The organism is Gordonia sp. UBA5067 (assembly GCF_002414845.1).
GTDB classification, from domain to species: Bacteria; Actinomycetota; Actinomycetes; order Mycobacteriales; family Mycobacteriaceae; genus Gordonia; species Gordonia defluvii.
On sequence record NZ_DIAX01000028.1, the window covers coordinates 119,851 to 139,212 of the forward strand.

The window sequence follows — 19,362 nt, forward strand, 5'->3', positions numbered from 1 at the left end:
CGAGAAGGAGATGTGAGGGTGGCGAACAAGATTCGCGTCGGGGTACTCGGCAGCAGCGGCAAAGTGGGGCAGGCCATCGTCGCCGGGGTAGCCGACGCCGCGGATACCGAGTTCACCGTCGGGGTGGACAAAGGCGACGCGCTGTCGGCGTTTGTGGACTCGGGCACCCGGGTCGTCGTTGACTTCACCCACCCCGACGTTGTGATGGACAACCTGAAGTACCTGGTGGACAACGGGATTCACGCAGTCGTCGGAACCACCGGCTTCACTGCCGAACGTCTCGCGCAGGTGCGGGAGTGGGTCGGCGCCCAGCCCGGCGTCGGAGTGCTGATCGCTCCCAATTTCGCGATCGGAGCGATCCTGTCGATGCACTTCGCGCAGCAGGCGGCACGATTCTTCACCTCGGCCGAAGTCATCGAGTTGCACCACCCGCAGAAGGCCGATGCGCCATCGGGTACGGCCGGCCGCACGGCAGAACTCGTCGCACAGGCTCGTGCCGAGGCCGGGCTGGCGCCCATGCCCGACGCCACGTCCACCGGACTCGACGGTGCGCGCGGCGCCCTCGTCGGCGATGTCCACGTCCATTCGGTGCGGCTGGCCGGGTTGGTCGCGCATCAGGAGGTCCTGTTCGGCACCCAGGGCGAGACGCTGACGATCCGGCACGATTCGATGGACCGGACCTCGTTCGTCCCCGGCGTGTTGCTGGGCGTGCGGGAGGTGGGCAGCCATCCCGGCCTCACCGTCGGGCTCGATGCATTCATGAATCTGTCGTAGGCAGGCTTGATGAGCACCGAGGCCGCCAAGCGCAGCTCTCTGCCGACATTGTTGATGATCGGCTTCCTCGTGATCGGCTTGATCATGTACATGGCCATCCTCGGCTGGCGCGGCTTCCAGCTGATCGCCGCGGGCACGCCGGCCGGTGTCGGGGTGGGTGTGGGAGTGCTGATCCTGCCCGTTCTCGGCGTCTGGATGATCTATGCGACGCTCTCGGCAGGGTGGTGGCATCAGCGAGTCGCGGCAGCCGCCGTGGCCGCCGGGCGTGATCTCGACGTGTCTGACCTACCGCGCCGGGCGTCGGGGCGGATTGAACGCGACGCGGCCGACGGGTTGTTCGACCAGGTGCGCACCGAGTGGGAGGCCGATCCCGACGACTGGTGCAACACCTACCGGATCGCACGGGCTTACGATTATGCCGGCGATCGGACTCGAGCCCGCCAGATGATGAAGTCCGCGGTCGCGCAGTACCGGGCGGTGCTGACGAGTCCAGCCGGGTAGCACGCGGCGAACGGAATCTAGGAGTCGCCGTGAAACAGCTGCTGATCGTGCACCACACCCCCTCGCCGCACTGCCAGGCGATGTTCGAGGCCGTGGTGTCCGGCGCGACCGATCCCGAGATCGAGGGCGTGGAGGTGGTGCGCCGCGCAGCCCTGTCTGTGTCGACGAGCGACTTCCTCGACGCAGATGGGTATGTGCTCGGTACCCCGGCGAACCTGGGCTCGATTTCAGGTGCCCTCAAACACGCCTTTGACACCTCCTACTACCAGATCCTCGACTCGACGCGGGGTCGTCCGTTTGGGCTGTACCTCCATGGAAACGAGGGCACCGAAGGCGCGGAGAACGCCGTGGACCGGATCACCGCCGGGCTCGGCTGGGAGAAGGCCGCAGAGCACGTCATCGCGTCGAACAAGCCGGACAAGGCGGTGCTGGCGGCGTGTTGGGACCTCGGGGCCACCGTGGCCGCCGGGCTGATGGCTGAGTGATGTCTGGGAGGTGCGATGCGTTGGCGCGGATGAGTCACGTTGAGTTCTCGGTGCGCGAGTACGACGATGCCATAGCGTCCGACGGCGCTTGTTCGGCTGATTCGGATACCGCAGCTTCTCGTCGCTGAACATGGAATACCAGTCGATCTATTACATGACAGAACTCGTCAGGCTGCACAGCTACATCGGGATTCCGCCCGCGCGGACCGGCCGCAAGCTCGTCCACGCCGAGCAGTCCGTCGGCATCAACCACATCGCGCCGGTGTTTTTCGACGATCCGATCAGCGCTGCCGCGCGCGGGGCGCCCGTTGCCGCGCGGTTGATGAAGTAACGTCTGTTCGTCTTCGCTTGTGGGGTAGGGCGGCTCGCCCGATCGGCGGCCGCAGCTCGATGACTTGATGGGCCTCCCGCAGTCAGCACCTCGTCCACCTGCGCGCTCCAGTAGCAGCGCTGACAGCTGCGAGGTGGGGACAATGAGGCAACTTCGGGCGCCGATATCGGGGGATTCTGACCGCGGCGATAGGCCTGGCGGTTTCAGTGGCAGTCACCGTGACGGTCAGCGGCCGGCGCCAGCCGCTCCGCGGTACCCGGGTGACGACGCGGTGACCTTCGCCGCCGGTGCCGATCCCCACGGAACCCTGGAATCAGGAAGTGGTGTGCCTCCCGAGGGTCCGGTTCCCCCGCGGCGCCGACCATTGACAGATGTCGGGGAGGCCGGGCGTGCGTTGGCTAAACTCGATCGCATGAGCGCTCCCATCCCCACGCCGTATGAGGACCTGCTCCGTCATGTCATGGACGTCGGCACGCCCAAAGCAGATCGCACCGGGACCGGGACGCGCAGCGTATTCGGTCAGCAGTTGCGCTACGACCTGAGCCAGGGATTTCCGCTCATCACGACCAAGAAGGTCCACCTCAAGTCAATCGTTTACGAACTTCTCTGGTTCCTGCGCGGCGACTCCAACGTGCGCTGGCTGCAGGAGCAGGGTGTCACGATCTGGGATGAATGGGCGGATGCCAACGGTGACCTCGGACCCGTCTACGGCGTCCAGTGGCGCTCCTGGCCGACGCCGGCAGGCGGTCATGTCGACCAGATCGCCGGTGCCATTGAGATACTCAAGACCAACCCCGATTCGCGGCGCAACATCGTCTCAGCATGGAATGTCGGTGAGATCCCGCAGATGGCGCTGCCGCCGTGCCACGCCTTCTTCCAGTTCTATGTGGCCGACGGCAAGCTGAGCTGCCAGCTGTACCAGCGCAGTGCCGACCTGTTCCTCGGTGTGCCCTTCAATATTGCCTCCTACGCATTGCTCACGCACATGATGGCCCAGCAGGCCGGACTCGGCGTAGGCGATTTCATTTGGACCGGCGGAGACTGTCACATCTACGACAACCACGTGGTCCAGGTCGCCGAGCAACTGTCGCGGGAGCCATTCGCATACCCGAAACTTGAACTGCGGCATCGGGATTCGATCGATTCCTATGAGTTCGGCGACGTCGTGGTGCACGATTACCGGTCGCATCCGGCGATCAAGGCGCCGGTGGCGGTGTGAGTCTGGGTTGGGTCGCCGTGCCCACCCGTGTCCAGCTCGTCTGGGCCCAGGGGCGCGGTGGGGCCATCGGGCGCGACAACACGATCCCCTGGCGCGTGCCCGAGGACATGGCGCGGTTCAAAGAGTTGACCATCGGCTACCCGGTGATTATGGGCCGCAAGACCTGGGACTCGCTGCCGGCGAGATTTCGGCCGCTACCTGGTCGGACCAACATCGTCATCACCCGAAGCGACGACTGGTCGGCCGACGGGGCGATGCGGGCGCGCACCGTCGACGAGGCGCTCGTCCTGGCCGGGCCGGAGCCGGTGTCGGTCATTGGCGGCGCCGAGGTCTATCGCGCGATGATCGGTCGCGCCACCGACCTGCGGGTCACCGAGATCGAGGTCGACGTGCCCGCCGCGGACGCCTTCGCACCCGAGATCGGCGATGAGTGGGAGGCCGTCTACGTGGGGGATCGACTCACCTCGACTACCGGCGTCCGATACCGGTTCGTCAACTATCGGCGCGCTATCGCTTGAGCTGATCGAGCGCCCAGTCGGCCCAGGCCATCTCCATTTCGGCCTTGCGCAGCCCGAATTCCAGGGCGATCCGGCCATGGGTGGAGATCACGTCGGTGCCGTCGGTGATCGCGATTCCGATCTCGCGAAGGCGATCGCGCTGCGCCCGCACCTGCTCACGGTGGTCGACAAACAGGTCGCGTGCCTGGTCGTCGGGGATCGAGTCGAGGAAGAAGACGCGTAGCAGCAGGCCGGATCGGTGCGGCCGGTGCGATGGGGTCGAACCGAGCCAGTCCCGAAGCGCTTGCTTCCCGGCGGGGGTGATGGCGTAGTCCTTGCGCCCGCGCGGCCCGGTGGCCGACACGGTGATCAGCCCGTCGAGGGCCAGGCGGTTGAGTTCGGTATAGACCTGGCTCTGGGTCGCCGGCCAAACGTTGGCCAGCGACGAATCAAACACCTTCATCAGCTCGTAGCCGCTCGCGGGTTCATCGTCGTCGAGCAGCCCGAGTAGCGCGTTTCGCAGACTCATCCACTTCACCCGACTTCATCGTTGACAGGCCGACTCGATAGATTCTAGCCTCGACCTGTCACAACTGGAATATCGAACGAGGAGCGGCCATGACTATTCTCCGCGGTTTTGCACCATGGATTGTTTACGCCGTGATCGCGGGGATCAGCGACACGTCCTGGCGTTGGGCCGCGGTCGCCGCGGTGGTGACGGGCCTGGGCCTGATCCTCGACGACCGCCGTCGTGGAATCGCCCCCGACGCCCAGCTCCTCGAGATCAGCGCCGTCGTGTTCTTCGTCATCGTCGCAGTTGTCGGCTTCGTGACCAGCAATTCGACCTTCCACGAGTACGACAGCGCATTGGCATTCGGATGGCTGGCGCTCACCGCTTGGGGGTCGCTGCTCATTGGCCGGCCGTTCACCGAGGGGATAGCAAAACGCGAAGTGCCGCAACAGTATTGGGGCTCGGACAAGTTTCGTCGGATCAACCGGGTGATCACCGGGGCATGGGCATTGGCTTTCACATTGACAGCGATCGCCGTGTGGGTGATCTACCGCCAGGGGGTGGGCGACACCTATGACGCCATCGCACAAGTGCTCGGGTTCATCGCCCCCATCAGCTTCACCAATTGGTACAAGAGCCGAGCCGCCGGCGCCGGGGACACCGATGGTGCGGCGCAACCAACCACGTGATCGTCGCGCGTCGTTTGGCCCGACCGGCCGGAAAATGACAGAGTAGACCCCGAATTCGCGGCGGGATGGGCCCGCCGCCTGCGCTGACAAGGATCGATGTGGCGGTTTCGGCGGACGGAAAGTCCTACTCCCTGGTGATGTTCGACCTTGACGACACGCTAGCCGCGTCGAAGAGCCCGTTGACCGATGACATGGTCGACCTGATGCGCCGGCTGCTCGGTGAGGCGTCGGTCTGCATCATCTCCGGTGGCAACGAGACTCAGTTTCGCAACCAGGTCCTCGGCCGCATCGGCGTCTTCGACGGGCTGGCCGACCTCCATCTCATGCCGACGTGTGGCACCCAGTACCTGCGGTTCAGTGATGGTGATTGGGAGACCGTCTACAAGGAGGATCTCACCGGCGATCAGACGCAGCGAGCGTTGCGCGTCGTCGAGGAGGGCGCCCGCGAACTCGGCCTCTGGGAGTCGAAGACCTGGGGCCCGATCCTGGAGGACCGGGGCAGCCAGGTGACGTTCAGCGCACTGGGCCAGCAGGCGCCGGTGGACGCGAAGTCGGCCTGGGACCCCGACGGGCGAAAGAAGGAGTCGTTGCGCGCCTATGCCGCCGAGCGCCTGCCCGACCTCGAGGTCCGCAGCGGCGGCTCGACGTCGGTCGACATCACTCGCAAGGGCATCGACAAGGCCTATGGTGCGCGGCGTCTCATGGAGATCCTCGGTTTGACGACCGAGGACATTTTGTTCTTCGGGGACCGCCTCGATGAGGGTGGGAACGACCGTCCGGTCGCCGACCTCGGCATCGACGCGATCGCGGTCCACGGCCACGAGGACACCGCAGCCCGACTCGGTGCGCTGCTGGACTGACCGCGGATACGGCGGGCCGCGCCGTCGTCAGGCGATCCGCAGTCGCTGGCGCAGGGTTGTGATCTCCGCGTCGGAAAGGTGTAACCCCGCGCGCAGATACCCGTCGAAGCTGCCGAACCGCCGGTTCGCGGTGTCGAACGAGGTTCGCAGCCACGACAGGCGCACGCCTTGGAGGGGATCGGCGGGCGTGGTGTGCCGGAAGAAGTTCGAGGCCAGATAGTCGCGCTCAACCGTTGCGCGGTCGACCCCGGCGATGGTCAACAGCATCGCCGCGGCCCACCCGGTGCGGTCTTTGCCCGCCGAGCAGTGGAACAGCGCGGCGCGGCCCTGCCCGAGCGTCGCGGAGACCAGGCGCAGGGTGCGGGCGAACCCGGCCCGAGCGCCGGGATCGGTCACGAAGAAGGCATAAGCCGAGTCGAGGTTGACGGCCTCGGCAAGGTGGTCGCCGAAGATGTCTTCGTCGTAGTGCCGGGCGTGCGGCACCGGGCGGTCGGGCTGGAGTTGGCGCTCCACCGCGGTGCGTAGGTCGACGACGGTCGCCACGTCGCGTCGGGCCAGTTTCTGCTCATCGCCGCGGGTCAATTCCGACAGATTGTCGCTGCGGATGACCCGCAGGTTCAGCGAGTATCCGTCGGTGGTCCGATAGGTCGCGAAGGTGCGCGTGTTATCCGTGCCGTCGAGAACGATGAGCCGTGGATCGGCTTTGACCGCCGGGGCGGCCGACGCAGTCGGCGCGACTAGTCCCGTGCCCGCCAAGGTCACGGCGATGAGCGAAACGGACAGGCGGCGAAGGTGCGGCGACATGTTCAGACGATAGCCGAAGGCAGCGGGATACTCTGGTGGGCGACCCGCGACACCCGATCACAGTCGGCCGACCGAAAGCAGCGAACCGCCGTGTCCGAGCTTGTCCCGCTCAACGTCCAACTCGTCGCAGCGACCCAGTTCGCCACACCCGACGTGCCGTGGACCACCGACGCCGACGGGGGCGAGGCGCTCATCGAGTTTGCTGGGCGCGCCTGCTACGAGAGCTGGGACAAACCCAACCCCCGGACCGCCACGAACGCCGGGTACCTGCGCCATGTGTTGGAGGTCGGACACACCTCGCTCTTCGAGCATGCGACGGTGACGTTTTACATCACCGGGATCTCCCGGTCCTGCACGCACGAGTTGATCCGGCATCGGCATTTCTCGTACTCCCAATTGTCGCAGCGATTCGTCCCGGAGCACGATGCCAGCGTCGTGCCACCGCCGGCGATCCGCGGCGATGTCGAGCTGGAAGGGCTGTTCACCGCGGCGACCGATGCGAGTCGGGCGGCCTACACCCAGCTTCTCACCCGGTTGGAGGCGAAGTTCTCCGACGTGCCCAACGCCATTCTGCGCCGCAAGCAGGCCAGGCAGGCGGCACGGTCGGTGCTGCCGAATGCGACGGAGACGAAGATCGTCGTCACCGGCAACTATCGGGCGTGGCGCCACTTCATCGGGATGCGTGCCACCGAGCATGCCGACGTCGAGATCCGCGAGCTCGCCGTCGAGTGTTTGCGGCAACTGGCCCGAGTGGCCCCGACAGTGTTTGGAGACTTCGAGGTTTCGGCACTTCCCGACGGCACCGAGGTGGCGACCTCGCCGTACGTTCTGGAAGGGTGAGCGGGTAGCCTTATCCGTTATGAGTGCAGGTGAGAATCCGAATTCCGAGCGTGCCTTCGGCACGATCGGCGTTGCCATGGTGACCCCGTTTGCCCCCGACGGTTCCCTGGACCTCGACAAGGCCGCGGAGTTGGCCGGTCACCTCGCCGACAAGGGTGTCGACAGCCTGGTCCTGGCCGGTACGACGGGGGAGTCGCCGACGACGCAGCCGTCCGAGAAGCTCGAAGTGCTCGCCGCCGTGCGCGACGCGGTGGGCGACCGGGTCCGGATCACAGCTGGCGTCGGGACCTATGACACCGCCGAGAGCGTGGTATTCGCCCGGGACGCGCAGAAGGCGGGGGCACACGGTCTCCTCGTCGTCACGCCGTACTACTCGAAGCCGCCGCAGTCGGGGTTGCTGGCTCACTTCACCGCTGTTGCCGACAGTACCGATCTGCCGGTGATGGTCTATGACATTCCGCCGCGCTCGATCGTCCCCATCGCCGACGACACGATGCGCAAACTCGCCGAACACCCGAACATCGTCGCGGTCAAGGATGCCAAAGGCGACCTCGCGGCCGGTGCGGCCATGATCGCCGAGACAGGGCTGGACTACTACTCGGGCGACGACGGCGTGAATCTGCCGTGGTTCGCCGTGGGTGCGGTCGGCTGCGTCAGCGTGATCGGGCATCTGGTGCCGGGCCGGCTTCGCGATCTGCACATCGCCGTCGGCAACGGGGATCTGGACAAGGCCCGCGACCTCAACCTGTCGATGGTGCCGCTCTACCGTGCGATGACGCGCCTCGGCGGCGTCACCATGGTTAAGGCGGCCCTGCGGATCCAGGGGCTGGACGTCGGTGATCCGCGGCTGCCCCAGGTTCCGGCCGATGGTCCGCAGATCGAAGCGCTCCTAGTCGACCTGCGGGAAGCGGGGGTGCTCGCATGACCGATCAACCCCGGAGCCGGCGACGTCGCAGCGCCACTCGTCAGGCGGGCCCGCCGGCCGAGGCGACGCGCGATGCGCGGACCCCGGTCGCGGCCACCGAACCGATCGAGATCCCGGTGGCAGTGCCTGAAGCCGATGCATCGCGCACCGAGGTCCAGGCTGATCCGGCCGGACCGCGGAAGTCCAAGCGCAAGAAGCGAAAGCCCGGCCGACCCGCGGGAGCATCGAGCGCGGTAGCGCTGCCCGTCGACCGGCTCGGCCTGCCGCCGAAGCTGCCGCGCGGCGGACTGCGCGTGGTGGCCCTGGGTGGCATCGGCGAGATCGGCCGCAACATGACGGTCTTCGAATACGATGGCCAACTGCTCATCGTCGACTGCGGAGTGTTGTTCCCCGAAGACGCGCAGCCCGGCGTGGACCTGATCCTGCCCGACTTCCACTACATCGAGGACCGGATCGACGACGTCGCCGCGATCATCCTCACCCACGGGCACGAGGACCACATCGGCGCGCTGCCGTTCCTGTTGCGTCTGCGCGGCGACATCCCCGTGGTCGGATCGCGGTTCACCCTGGCCCTGGTCGAGGCGAAGTGCCGCGAGCACCGGCAGCGCCCGAGGCTCATCGAGGTGGTCGAAGGTCAGCGCACCAGGCACGGTGACTTCGAATGCGAGTACTTCGCGGTCAACCATTCGATCCCCGACGCGATCGCCGTGGCGATACGCACACCGGCTGGTGTTGTCCTGCACACCGGCGACATCAAGCTCGATCAGCTGCCGCTCGATGGGCGGCTGACCGACCTCGCCGGCTTCAGCCGGCTCGGCGACGACGGTGTCGACCTCTTCCTCGTCGACTCGACCAACGCGGAGGTTCCCGGCTTTGTGACTCCCGAGCGCGAGATCGGGGTCGTGCTCGACCAGGTGATCGGACGGGCGCGCCAGCGGGTCATCGTGGCATCGTTCGCCAGCCATGTGCATCGAATCCAGCAGATCGTGGATGTGGCACACGCCCACGACCGCCGGGTGGCCTTCGTCGGCCGGTCGATGGTCCGCAACATGCAGATCGCCCAGGATCTTGGATACTTGTCGGTGCCCGACGGCCTCGTCGTTGATCTGGACACCGCGGCGTCCCTGCCCGACAACCGCCTCGTGCTCATTTCCACCGGGTCGCAGGGCGAGCCGCTGTCGGCGCTGTCGCGGATGGCCCGCGGCGAGCACCGGCAGATCAACATCCGGGAGAACGACCTCGTCGTGCTGGCGTCATCGCTCATCCCGGGCAATGAGAACTCGGTCTTCGCCGTGGTCAACGGGTTGGTGCGGCGCGGGGCCAAGGTCGTCACGCAGCAGAGCGCCAAGGTGCATGTTTCCGGCCACGCGTCGGCCGGCGAGTTGCTCTACCTCTACAACGCGGTGCGGCCGACCAACGTGATGCCGGTGCACGGCGAATGGCGGCACCTGCGTGCCAATGCCGCGCTGGCGGAGGCGACCGGTGTCGATCCCGAGCGGATCGTGTTGGCCGAGGACGGCGTGGTCGTAGACCTGGTCGACGGGTTGGCCAGCATTGTCGGCCGGGTGCCCGTCGGGCATGTTTACGTCGACGGGCTATCGGTGGGCGACGTCGGGGAGTCGACGTTGTCGGAGCGCCTGGTGCTGGGGGAGGGTGGATTCATCGCCATCACCGTCGCCGTCGACGCGGGCACCGGCAGGCCGGTGTCGGTGCCCGAGGTGTCCGGTCGAGGTTTCTCGGACGATCCGAATGCGCTCAAGGCGGCGGCCGAGGTCGTCAACGGTGCTCTCGATGTGCTGTCGGCGGAGGGTATCAGCGACGCCCATGCGGTGGCTCAGACGATTCGCCGGGTGGTGGGCCGCTGGGTCGCCGAGACCTACCGTCGTCGCCCGATGATCGTGCCGACGGTTCTCGAAGTGTAGTCCGGGCATTGCGCGCAGCGCCGACGCCAATCGCGGGTCACGGTGTTGGCTTGCACCTCCGACCGTATCGGCGTAAGTCACAAATCTGACACACCGACCCTGTAAACCGTGTGGCGTGTGTGACTACAGTGACGGCCGACGATAAGCTTCTTCCCATGGCTTCGAAGGCACCTCAGCGGTCTGCTGCGCGCTCGACCGCTCCCCGCGGCGCGTCCGGAAAACCTCAGTCCACCCGTTCCGGGTCCACGCGGACGAAGACTTCACAGCCGAAGTCTTCGCCGAAGAATGCACGGTCCACCGCTGGTCGTGGGGCCGGAGCCCGGAACTCGACGGGAGCGAACGCCGGGCGTGGCGGGCGCAAACCAGCGGCGAATGGTCGCGTCTCTAACGCGTCGGCCGACCTACACCGCCCGACCGCCGGCGCTCGCGTCGGCCACGGCATCGCCTCGGTATGGGGCCTCGCGGCACGCGGTGTCGGCTCGGTGGCGCGAATCGGCAGTGAATACGAAGCGACCATTATCGACGAGACCGATGTCTACGGCGAGCGGCCGGCCGCCGAGCCCGACCGGCGCCGCGACTCGCTCGCGCTGATCCTGCTGGTCGCGGCGGCCGCGCTGGTCGCCTTTGTGTGGTTTCGGGCGGCGGAGCCGGTCGGGCCGTTCATCGACGCACTGGTACGGGCGGCGGTAGGTATCGGGGCATTCGCCGCGCCGGTCCTGTTGTTCGTCGTGGCAATGGCCGTCATGCGCCACCCGGCCGAACCGGTGCGCCGGCCCCGCATCGCCGTCGGGATGTTGCTGGTCTCGCTCTCGATCCTCGGCCTGATTCATCTGATTGCCGGTCAGCCGGCCGATCTCGACGGCCGCGGCCGTGCGGGCGGCTTCTTCGGCTTCGCCGCCGGTACACCGCTGACCAGTGGGATTACGGTTTGGTTCGCGATTCCGCTACTGGTGCTCATCGGTCTCTGCGGTGCGGTGATGGTCAGCCGGCGATCCGCGCGCGAGATCGTCGACGGGGCGCGCGGCTACCTGGGTCTGGGGACCGGCGTCGGGCGATACGGCGTCGTCGATGCGCAGGACTTCGCCGACGGTGACTATGCCGACGGTGACTATGACGACGTGGCGTACGACTCTGCCGACGACTATGACGCTGCCGACTACGACGCTGCCGGCTATGACGCTGCCGGCTATGACGCTGTCGGCTATGACAATGCCGGCTATGGCGACGAATACGCGGGCGGGCGGTACAACGCCGAGGTGCCCGTCGCAGTCCCGGCGCCCTGGGACGACGAGGTAGTCGACGACGCCGATGACGGGTACGACTCCGTGCCGCAGTCGTCGCGCGCCCCCCGCCGGGTTCCGACGCCGCATGACAATTATCCGCCCGACGATGCGCCGCGGCCCGCCGCGAGGACGGCGCTGCGATCCGGATCGCTCGACGACCTCGACTTGGCCAATCAGACCACGATGCCGATCGGTGACGAGGTGACCGCACCCATCGGGCCGATACCAGACCCGCCGTCCGCGGCGCCGACACGCCCGGCCCCGACAGCCCCGGGGCTGCGTACCCGCGCCTACCGGCTGCCCCCGGCCAAGCTGCTCATCGACGGGGATCCGCCCAAGCGGGGCAGTCGTGCCAACGACGAGATGATCGAACGGATCACCAGCGTGCTGGAGCAGTTCAAGATCGACGCGGCGGTGACCGGCTACACCCGGGGCCCGACCGTGACACGCTACGAGGTCGAACTCGGTCCGGGCGTGAAGGTGGAGAAGATCACTGCCCTGCAGCGCAACATCGCCTATGCCGCGGCCACCGACAATGTCCGTCTGCTCGCCCCGATCCCGGGCAAGTCCGCGGTCGGGATCGAGGTGCCCAACGCCGACCGGGAAATGGTGCGTCTCGCCGATGTTCTCAAAGCCCCTAGTACCCGCAAGGACAAGCATCCACTGGTCATCGGCCTGGGCAAGGACATCGAAGGGAACTTCGTCACCGCGGATCTGGCGAAGATGCCGCACCTACTGGTCGCCGGATCCACGGGATCGGGTAAATCCAGCTTTGTCAACTCCATGCTGGTGTCCCTGCTCGCTCGGTCGACCCCCGAGGACGTCCGGCTGATCCTGATCGATCCGAAGATGGTCGAACTGACGCCCTACGAGGGCATTCCGCACCTGTTGACCGAGATCATCATCAACCCGAAGAAGGCAGCGGCCGCGCTCGCCTGGCTGGTCGAGGAGATGGAGCAGCGCTACCAGGACATGAAGGCCAGCCGGGTGCGCCACATCGACGACTTCAACGCCAAGGTGCGCTCCGGGGAGATCGCGACGCCGCCGGGCAGCGAACGCGTCTACAAGCCATACCCGTACATCGTTGCCATCGTCGACGAGCTGGCCGACCTGATGATGACGGCCCCGCGCGACGTCGAAGACGCCATCGTGCGCATCACGCAGAAGGCGCGCGCGGCCGGCATCCATCTGGTGTTGGCCACTCAGCGGCCATCGGTCGACGTGGTCACCGGGCTGATCAAGACGAATGTTCCGTCCCGACTGGCCTTCGCCACGTCGTCACTGACTGACTCGCGCGTCATCCTCGATCAGCCGGGCGCCGAGAAGCTCATCGGTATGGGCGACGGACTCTTCCTTCCCATGGGGGCCAGCAGGCCCATCCGCCTGCAGGGCGCGTACATCACCGACGAGGAGATCAGCGCCGTCGTCGAGTTCACCAAGGAGCAGGCGCAACCGGAGTTCATCGACGGGATCACCGAGGCGAAGGCCGGCGACAAGAAGGAAATCGACGCCGACATCGGTGGCGACCTCGATGACTTGCTTCAGGCAATCGAACTCGTCGTCAGCAGTCAGTTCGGGTCCACGTCGATGTTGCAGCGAAAGCTGCGCGTCGGATTCGCCAAGGCCGGGCGACTGATGGACCTCATGGAGACGCGCGGAATCGTCGGGCCGTCCGAGGGATCGAAGGCGCGGGAGGTCCTGGTGAAGCCCGACGACCTGGCCGGGGTCATCGCGTCCATCAATGGCGGTGTGGCCGGCGCGGAGTGAACAGGTAGACTGGGCACACGATCGGGAGGGGAGTATCCCCTACGACGGCGCTCTCGTCAGTACGGCGCCGCGGGACGTGCACCGAATGCACCGGCCCCGCGACGCCCGGGACGCCGGTCCGCAGACCTGCGGATGGGAGAGACCTCCAGCATCGCTTCCTTGTGTTGCGCGCTGGAGGGTGTAATCCGTGGACGTTTCGCTACTCACCTGGGGACTCACCTGTGCGGTGATCCTCGGCCTATTCGTTTTTGACTTCTTCGCCCACGTGCGGGTGCCACATGAGCCGACGCTGCGCGAATCGGGCTTCTGGTCGGCCGTGTACATCGCTATTTCCGTCGTCTTCGGACTTTTCGTGTGGTGGCGCTGGGGCGGCGGCTTCGCCGGCGAGTTCTTCGCCGGCTATGTCACCGAGAAGGCCCTGTCGGTCGACAACCTGTTCGTGTTCGTCGTCATCATGGCCAAGTTCGCCGTTCCGCGGATCTATCAGCAGAAGGTTCTGCTGCTCGGGATCGTGATGGCGCTCGTGATGCGCGGTGCGTTCATCGCGGTGGGCGCGGCGGCCATTGCGCGGTACAGCTGGGTCTTCTACCTGTTCGGGGTGATCCTCGTTCTCACCGCCGTCAACATGCTCCGGGGCGGCGACGAGCCGGCCAAAGAAGGTCGCATCGAGCGGTTCGCCAAGCGGCATCTGCGCACGACGGAGAACTACGACGGGGACAAGCTGCTCTCGCGCGTCGACGGGCGGCGGATGGCGACGCCACTGCTACTCGTCCTGATCGTCATCGGCTTCACCGATCTGCTTTTCGCGTTCGATTCAATCCCCGCGATCTTCGGCCTGACCCAGGAGCCCTATCTGGTCTTCGCCGCGAATGCATTTGCGTTGATGGGGCTGCGGCAGCTCTTCTTCCTGATCGGCGGACTCCTGGATCGACTGGTCTTTCTGTCCTACGGGTTGTCGTTCATCCTGGCGTTCATCGGGGTCAAACTCATCCTGCACGCCTTGCACGAGAACTCTCTGGGCTTCATCAACGGTGGACAAGGCGTTCCGGTCCCCGCGGTGTCCACCGGGCTGTCGCTGGTGGTGATCGGTGCGACGCTGGTGGTCACGACGGTCGTGAGCCTGGTTCACTCGTCGCGCACAAAACGCCGCGCGACGCACGGCTAGGCCGGCGGCAGGTCGTGGTGTCGGTCGAGGACCGCGAGCATGCGCGTATTGCCCAGGGTGTTCGGTTTGACGTACGAGAGGTCGAGGAACTCTGCGACGCCGGTGTCGTAGGAGCGGCACATCTCGTCGTAGACCTCACGGGTAACCGGGGTGCCCTCGATCTCGGCGAATCCGTGCCGGCCGAAGAACTCGGTCTCGAACGTCAGCACGAATACTCGATGCAGTTCGAGGAGCCGAGCCTGTGCCAGCAGTCGCGCGACGATCAGGTGGCCGAGGCCACGGCCGGAATACGCCGGGTCGACCGCAACGGTGCGAACTTCGCCGAGGTCGGCCCACAAGACGTGCAGCGCGCCGCAGCCGACTACGGCACCGCCTTCTGCGTCGGGGAGTTGAGCCACCCAGAACTCTTGGACCGCTTCGTACAGCGTTACGAGGTTCTTCGCGAGGAGAATTTTGCCCGAGTAGACGTCGATCAGTTCCTTGATACGCGGCACATCGGACGTCCGGGCGCGGCGGATCACCGGAGCGGAAGCAGATTGTGCCGTCATGGGTGAGAAGCGTAGCGCCGCCGCACCCATGTCTTTGCCCGGGCACTCCGATCCCAGTCGGTCCGGCTAGGCTGAGGCGGTGGAAATGAGCGAGGGCGCTCCGGCGATCGAGCAGGGCGGCTCGGACGTGGCTCGGGCGTCGGTGCAGCGCCAGCCGTCGGCATGGAATATCGCCAACTATCTGACGGTCCTGCGCTTGCTGCTGGTTCCCGTTTTCGTCGCAATACTCTTCGTTGACGACGGGCAGTCGGCATGGTGGCGGTGGGCCGCCTTCGTCGTGTTCGTCGCGGCAGCGGTTACCGATCAGGTTGACGGACGGCTCGCACGCAAGTACGGACTGGTCACCGATTTCGGCAAGATCGCCGACCCGATTGCCGACAAGGCGCTCATCGGGGCCGCGCTGATCGGGCTGTCCATCCTGGGTATCCTGCCCTGGTGGGTGACCGCGGTCATCATCGCGCGCGAGCTCGGCGTCACGCTGCTGCGGTTCTGGGTGCTGCGGCACGGTGTCATCCCGGCCAGTCGAGGCGGCAAGCTGAAGACGCTGCTGCAGGCGATCGCGATCGGCGTGTACCTGCTCCCGCTCCCGCATCCGTGGGAATGGGCCGCGCACATCGTGATGGGCGCGGCGCTCGTCGTGACCGTGGTTACCGGAGTCGAATACGTCTATCAGGCGCTCGCGCTGCGGCGCGCCGCAGCGGATTCGGTAGATGATTGACCCGCCGGTCCGGGGCGCCGTGGTACCAGACCACGTCGGCGTACTGTGCGAGCGCGCCCAGGCGGTTGCCGCCACGCGGAATGCCTGCGCCGACCGGGGTGTTTCACCCGCTGGTGTTGCCGGACGGCACCTGCGCGGCAACCGGCAGGAAATTCGACTAACCTCGGCAAAGCGGGCGCCGGTGGAATTGTTGACGACGGTGCGCGCGGACTGCGCGATGAAGGAGGCGTGATGGCGGAGCAAAGCGTGCTCTTGCGGGAGGCACTAGGCGTCGGCCTGCGTCAGGCGCGAACCGAGCAGCGTCGAACCCTGCGGGAAATCTCCACGGCCGCCAGAGTCTCCCTCGGCTACCTGTCCGAGGTGGAACGCGGGCAGAAAGAGGCATCGAGCGAGTTGCTCGCCGCTATTTGCGACGCCCTCGACATCGAATTGGCGGATCTGCTTGTCGACGCCGGTACCGCGTTGCGTGCCGGTGCGCCCGGTCCGGTCGCGGTGGCGGCACCGCCCTGCGGGCATTCGGGCCGCCTCGCTGCCGCATAGGCGCCGAGCACGTTAGATTTGACACACTCGCGTTCGCGAACCGACCGCGGTGCAGCGCATACTTCGACACGAAAGAGTACGAAACGATGGCCAATCCGTTGGTGAAACTGTGGAACTACATGAGGGCTTGGGGTAACGCCACGATCGACGATAGGGCCGATCCCAAGATTCAGATCCAGCAGGCGATCGAGGACGCCCAGCGTCAGCACCAGGCGCTCTCGCAGCAGGCCGCGGCCGTCATCGGCAACCAGCGCCAGTTGGAAATGAAACTGAACCGTCAACTCGAGGATGTCGAGCGGCTGCAGTCCAATGTGCGCCAGGCGCTGACTCTTTCCGGCCAGGCGACCGCCGCCGGCGACGCCGCCAAGGCCACCGAGTACACCAATGCCGCCGAAGCGTTCGCCGCGCAGCTGGTCACCGCCGAACAATCGGTGGAGGACCTCAAGACCCTGCACGATCAGTCGCTGCACTCGGCCGCCGAAGCGAAAACCGCCGTCGAGCGCAACGCCATGATGCTGCAGCAGAAGCTCGCCGAGCGCTCCAAGTTGCTCACCCAACTGGAGCAGGCGAAGATGCAGGAGCAGGTTAGCGCCTCGCTGCAGCAAATGAGTGAGTTGACGGTTCCGGGCAACACCCCGAACCTCGACCAGGTGCGCGAGAAGATCGAGCAGCGGTACGCCAACGCGCTGGGTTCGGCCGAACTCGCGCGCAACTCGGTGGCCGGCCGGATGGCCGAGGTCGAGGCGTCGAGTACCAAACTCGCCGGCCATGCCCGTCTCGAGCAGATCAGGGCCAGCATGGACCAACTCCCGACGGGCGGCTCAGCGACGTCGCCGTCGCTGGAGAAGAAGACCCAGGCGAAGCCCGCGCAGGAGTAGTCCGCGCATGCGGGTGGCCCTCGTGGCCGGCGACGAGGCCGGCCACGCTTTCCCAGCCTTCGCGTTGGCGCAGCAGTTCACCGACGCTGGGCATGATGCGACGGTCTACACCGGTGTGCGCTGGTCGGATGTCGAGCTGGGCCGGGCATCGATCGCCGAACTGGCCGGGCTGGCCGCCGCGGTGGGCGACGACGACTCCGACGCCGGCGCCAAGCTGAGTACCCGCGCGGCGCGGATGGCTGTGCGTTTGGCGCCCGACTTGCGCGGCAGCTACGACGTGGTGATCAGCGATGTCATCACCCGCGCGGGGGCGTGGGCCGCCGACCTGGTCGGCCTGCCGTGGATCGAGCTCTCCCCGCATCCCCTCTACGAGCAGTCGTGCGGTCTCCCACCGATCGGCATGGGCCTGGCCGCCGGGCACGGCACCGGCGGGCGGCTGCGTGACCGACTGCTCCGCGCGATGAGCGCCCGAGCCATCGCGACGGGCAGACAGCAGCGTGTGCGGGCACGCGCATCGATCGGCCTGACGGCGCCCGAACACCCGGCCGCCCGACTGATCGCCACGTGGCCCGCGCTGGAGGTGCGCCGTCCCGATTGGCCGGCCGACGCGCACATCGTCGGCCCGCTCCTGTGGGAGCCGACGCAGCAGCTGTTCGACGTGCCGCCGTCCGCAGACCCCCTCGTCATGGTTGCACCGTCGACGGCGGTGATTGGCCGGGACGGTCTCGTCGATGCCGCACTGCGGGCGCTGGGCACCGATGTGCTCGGGCTGTCCGCGCGCGTCGTTCTTTCCGGGCTCGGGATGCCATCGGCGCACGAGTGCCGCGCCGGGGCGGGTGCCCGGATCGCCAAGCTCGTGACCGGTACCGGACGGCAGGACGCCGTGCTCGCGGAGGCGTCAGCGCTGATTTGTGGCGCCGGTCACGGGATGCTGGCCAAGGCGCTGGGTGCCGGAGTGCCGGTGGTGATGCTGCCCGGTGGCGGGGATCAGCCGGAGTTGGCGGCTCGTGTTTCGCGGCTGGGCGCCGGGTTGACGGTGCGAACACCTGATCCGGACGTGATCGCCGCCGCCGTGCGGCGGGTACTGGGCGAGCCGGATTTCAGGGCCGCTGCGCGCGCCGTCGCGGCATCGGGCGCCGCCATCGTCGACCCCGTCGCGGTGGTGGAGCGCGCAGTCGCCGATGGGCTGTCGTAGGGTCGGCGGTATGCGCTTGACCGACTTCGCCGAACTCGTGAACGAGCAGTTCGGTGAACAGGCCGCCGCGTCGATGCTGATCGACCACGTTCTAACCGACCTGGGGGGCCGAACGGCGGCTCAGGCCATTGACGAGGGCGCTGACCCCCGCGACGTGTGGCGCGCCCTATGTCGTGATTTCGATGTCCCGCGTAATCGGTGGTGAGACACGCCGCGCGCGTGTCGGTGGCGAACAGACGTTCGAAGTCTGTGTAGTCTCTGGATGGAACCGAATACCGATCACAGCGCGTCCAAGTAGTTGCGGGTCTGTCAGACCCCACCGATACCGTGACGCACGCAGAACCGAACAAGACCACCGCGCACGCAAGGAGACATCATGGCCGCCGCTTCGCAAGATCGTGAGAAGGCGCTCGACCTGGCTCTGGCCCAGATCGACAAGAACTATGGCAAGGGCTCGGTCATGCGGCTGGGCGAGGAGGCCCGACAGCCCATCGAGATCATCCCGACCGGTTCGGTCGCACTCGACATTGCGCTGGGGATCGGCGGGCTGCCGCGGGGCCGCGTTGTCGAGATCTACGGTCCGGAGTCGTCGGGCAAGACGACCGTGGCCCTGCACGCGGTGGCCAATGCGCAGGCGTTGGGCGGCATTGCGGCCTTCATCGATGCGGAGCACGCACTTGACCCGGACTATGCGGCCAAGCTCGGTGTCGACACCGATGCGCTGCTGGTATCGCAGCCCGATACCGGGGAACAGGCATTGGAGATTGCCGACATGTTGATCCGGTCGGGCGCGCTGGACATCTTGGTCATCGACTCGGTGGCGGCGCTGGTTCCGCGCGCGGAGATCGAGGGAGAGATGGGCGACAGTCACGTCGGCCTGCAGGCTCGTTTGATGAGCCAGGCGCTGCGC

Annotated in this window: 22 protein-coding genes and 1 pseudogene; 20 read left to right on the forward strand and 3 right to left on the reverse strand. The window is 66.7% G+C overall.

Annotated features, from left to right (window positions below; translation table 11 throughout):
- The first annotated feature begins 18 nt into the window (after positions 1 to 18).
- The 6 genes from dapB to B4M62_RS04610 all read left to right on the forward strand — a co-directional run bounded on the left by dapB (position 19) and on the right by B4M62_RS04610 (position 3,828).
- Positions 19 to 774, forward strand: coding sequence for a 4-hydroxy-tetrahydrodipicolinate reductase (dapB, locus tag B4M62_RS04585; protein WP_290705748.1), 756 nt, complete (start codon positions 19 to 21; stop codon positions 772 to 774).
- A gap of 9 nt (positions 775 to 783) precedes the next feature.
- Positions 784 to 1,275, forward strand: a complete 492-nt coding sequence (locus B4M62_RS04590) for a hypothetical protein (RefSeq protein ID WP_290705750.1) — start codon at positions 784 to 786, stop codon at positions 1,273 to 1,275.
- 29 nt (positions 1,276 to 1,304) lie between these two features.
- A complete protein-coding gene (locus B4M62_RS04595) occupies positions 1,305 to 1,760 on the forward strand; it encodes a flavodoxin family protein (protein WP_290705752.1) in 456 nt (151 codons plus the stop codon).
- 154 nt (positions 1,761 to 1,914) lie between these two features.
- Positions 1,915 to 2,091 (forward strand): hypothetical protein, encoded by a 177-nt coding sequence (locus B4M62_RS04600; RefSeq protein ID WP_290705754.1) that lies wholly within the window; start codon positions 1,915 to 1,917, stop codon positions 2,089 to 2,091.
- A gap of 412 nt (positions 2,092 to 2,503) precedes the next feature.
- Positions 2,504 to 3,310, forward strand: a complete 807-nt coding sequence (locus B4M62_RS04605) for a thymidylate synthase (protein WP_290705756.1) — start codon at positions 2,504 to 2,506, stop codon at positions 3,308 to 3,310.
- 17 nt (positions 3,311 to 3,327) lie between these two features.
- Positions 3,328 to 3,828 carry a dihydrofolate reductase gene (locus B4M62_RS04610; protein WP_290705758.1) on the forward strand — a complete coding sequence of 167 codons (501 nt, stop codon included), beginning with the start codon at positions 3,328 to 3,330 and terminating at the stop codon, positions 3,826 to 3,828.
- On the opposite strand, the gene B4M62_RS04615 is transcribed toward B4M62_RS04610, so the two are convergent.
- Positions 3,818 to 4,336, reverse strand: a complete 519-nt coding sequence (locus tag B4M62_RS04615; protein WP_290705760.1) for a PadR family transcriptional regulator — start codon at positions 4,334 to 4,336, stop codon at positions 3,818 to 3,820. The two genes, B4M62_RS04610 and B4M62_RS04615, sit on opposite strands and share 11 nt — an antisense overlap.
- A gap of 89 nt (positions 4,337 to 4,425) precedes the next feature.
- Here B4M62_RS04615 and B4M62_RS04620 point away from each other — a divergent pair, with 89 nt between their 5' ends.
- Both B4M62_RS04620 and B4M62_RS04625 read left to right on the forward strand, forming a co-directional pair.
- Positions 4,426 to 5,007 carry a hypothetical protein gene (locus B4M62_RS04620; RefSeq protein WP_290705762.1) on the forward strand — a complete coding sequence of 194 codons (582 nt, stop codon included), beginning with the start codon at positions 4,426 to 4,428 and terminating at the stop codon, positions 5,005 to 5,007.
- Positions 5,008 to 5,105: 98 nt separating this feature from the next.
- Positions 5,106 to 5,867 carry an HAD-IIB family hydrolase gene (locus tag B4M62_RS04625; RefSeq protein WP_290705764.1) on the forward strand — a complete coding sequence of 254 codons (762 nt, stop codon included), beginning with the start codon at positions 5,106 to 5,108 and terminating at the stop codon, positions 5,865 to 5,867.
- 27 nt (positions 5,868 to 5,894) lie between these two features.
- Here the strand turns inward: B4M62_RS04625 and B4M62_RS04630 are convergent, their stop codons facing one another.
- A complete protein-coding gene (locus B4M62_RS04630; protein WP_290705766.1) occupies positions 5,895 to 6,671 on the reverse strand; it encodes a tyrosine-protein phosphatase in 777 nt (258 codons plus the stop codon).
- Between the two features lie 90 nt (positions 6,672 to 6,761).
- Here B4M62_RS04630 and thyX point away from each other — a divergent pair, with 90 nt between their 5' ends.
- The 5 genes from thyX to B4M62_RS04655 all read left to right on the forward strand — a co-directional run bounded on the left by thyX (position 6,762) and on the right by B4M62_RS04655 (position 14,573).
- Complete coding sequence (gene thyX / locus B4M62_RS04635) at positions 6,762 to 7,511, forward strand: FAD-dependent thymidylate synthase (RefSeq protein ID WP_290705768.1); 750 nt, start codon at positions 6,762 to 6,764, stop codon at positions 7,509 to 7,511.
- Between the two features lie 19 nt (positions 7,512 to 7,530).
- Positions 7,531 to 8,436: a 4-hydroxy-tetrahydrodipicolinate synthase gene (gene dapA, locus B4M62_RS04640; protein WP_290705770.1), complete on the forward strand. Its 906-nt coding sequence runs from the start codon at positions 7,531 to 7,533 to the stop codon at positions 8,434 to 8,436.
- Positions 8,433 to 10,358 carry a ribonuclease J gene (locus B4M62_RS04645; protein WP_290705772.1) on the forward strand — a complete coding sequence of 642 codons (1,926 nt, stop codon included), beginning with the start codon at positions 8,433 to 8,435 and terminating at the stop codon, positions 10,356 to 10,358. The genes dapA and B4M62_RS04645 overlap by 4 nt, the downstream gene beginning before the upstream one ends.
- Before the next feature lie 155 nt (positions 10,359 to 10,513).
- Complete coding sequence (locus B4M62_RS04650) at positions 10,514 to 13,408, forward strand: DNA translocase FtsK (protein WP_290705774.1); 2,895 nt, start codon at positions 10,514 to 10,516, stop codon at positions 13,406 to 13,408.
- A 187-nt stretch (positions 13,409 to 13,595) separates the two neighbouring features.
- Positions 13,596 to 14,573 carry a TerC family protein gene (locus B4M62_RS04655; protein WP_290705775.1) on the forward strand — a complete coding sequence of 326 codons (978 nt, stop codon included), beginning with the start codon at positions 13,596 to 13,598 and terminating at the stop codon, positions 14,571 to 14,573.
- On the opposite strand, the gene B4M62_RS04660 is transcribed toward B4M62_RS04655, so the two are convergent.
- Positions 14,570 to 15,121 carry an amino-acid N-acetyltransferase gene (locus B4M62_RS04660; protein WP_290705777.1) on the reverse strand — a complete coding sequence of 184 codons (552 nt, stop codon included), beginning with the start codon at positions 15,119 to 15,121 and terminating at the stop codon, positions 14,570 to 14,572. The two genes, B4M62_RS04655 and B4M62_RS04660, sit on opposite strands and share 4 nt — an antisense overlap.
- 85 nt (positions 15,122 to 15,206) lie before the next feature.
- On the opposite strand from B4M62_RS04660, the gene pgsA reads away from it, so the two are divergent.
- From pgsA to B4M62_RS04695, 7 genes and pseudogenes are all read left to right on the forward strand, one after another.
- Positions 15,207 to 15,839, forward strand: coding sequence for a CDP-diacylglycerol--glycerol-3-phosphate 3-phosphatidyltransferase (gene pgsA, locus B4M62_RS04665; protein WP_290705779.1), 633 nt, complete (start codon positions 15,207 to 15,209; stop codon positions 15,837 to 15,839).
- Positions 15,832 to 16,071, forward strand: a complete 240-nt coding sequence (locus B4M62_RS04670) for a hypothetical protein (RefSeq protein WP_290705781.1) — start codon at positions 15,832 to 15,834, stop codon at positions 16,069 to 16,071. Before pgsA ends, B4M62_RS04670 begins: the two co-directional genes overlap by 8 nt.
- Positions 16,071 to 16,379: a helix-turn-helix domain-containing protein gene (locus B4M62_RS04675; protein ID WP_290705783.1), complete on the forward strand. Its 309-nt coding sequence runs from the start codon at positions 16,071 to 16,073 to the stop codon at positions 16,377 to 16,379. Before B4M62_RS04670 ends, B4M62_RS04675 begins: the two co-directional genes overlap by 1 nt.
- 86 nt (positions 16,380 to 16,465) lie before the next feature.
- Positions 16,466 to 17,257 (forward strand): PspA/IM30 family protein, encoded by a 792-nt coding sequence (locus tag B4M62_RS04680; protein ID WP_290705785.1) that lies wholly within the window; start codon positions 16,466 to 16,468, stop codon positions 17,255 to 17,257.
- Positions 17,258 to 17,264: 7 nt separating this feature from the next.
- Complete coding sequence (locus tag B4M62_RS04685; protein WP_290705787.1) at positions 17,265 to 18,452, forward strand: glycosyltransferase; 1,188 nt, start codon at positions 17,265 to 17,267, stop codon at positions 18,450 to 18,452.
- A 10-nt stretch (positions 18,453 to 18,462) separates the two neighbouring features.
- Positions 18,463 to 18,657 carry a DUF3046 domain-containing protein gene (locus B4M62_RS04690; RefSeq protein WP_290705789.1) on the forward strand — a complete coding sequence of 65 codons (195 nt, stop codon included), beginning with the start codon at positions 18,463 to 18,465 and terminating at the stop codon, positions 18,655 to 18,657.
- Between the two features lie 171 nt (positions 18,658 to 18,828).
- Positions 18,829 to 19,362, forward strand: a pseudogene (locus B4M62_RS04695) (DNA recombination/repair protein RecA); the annotation flags it as partial.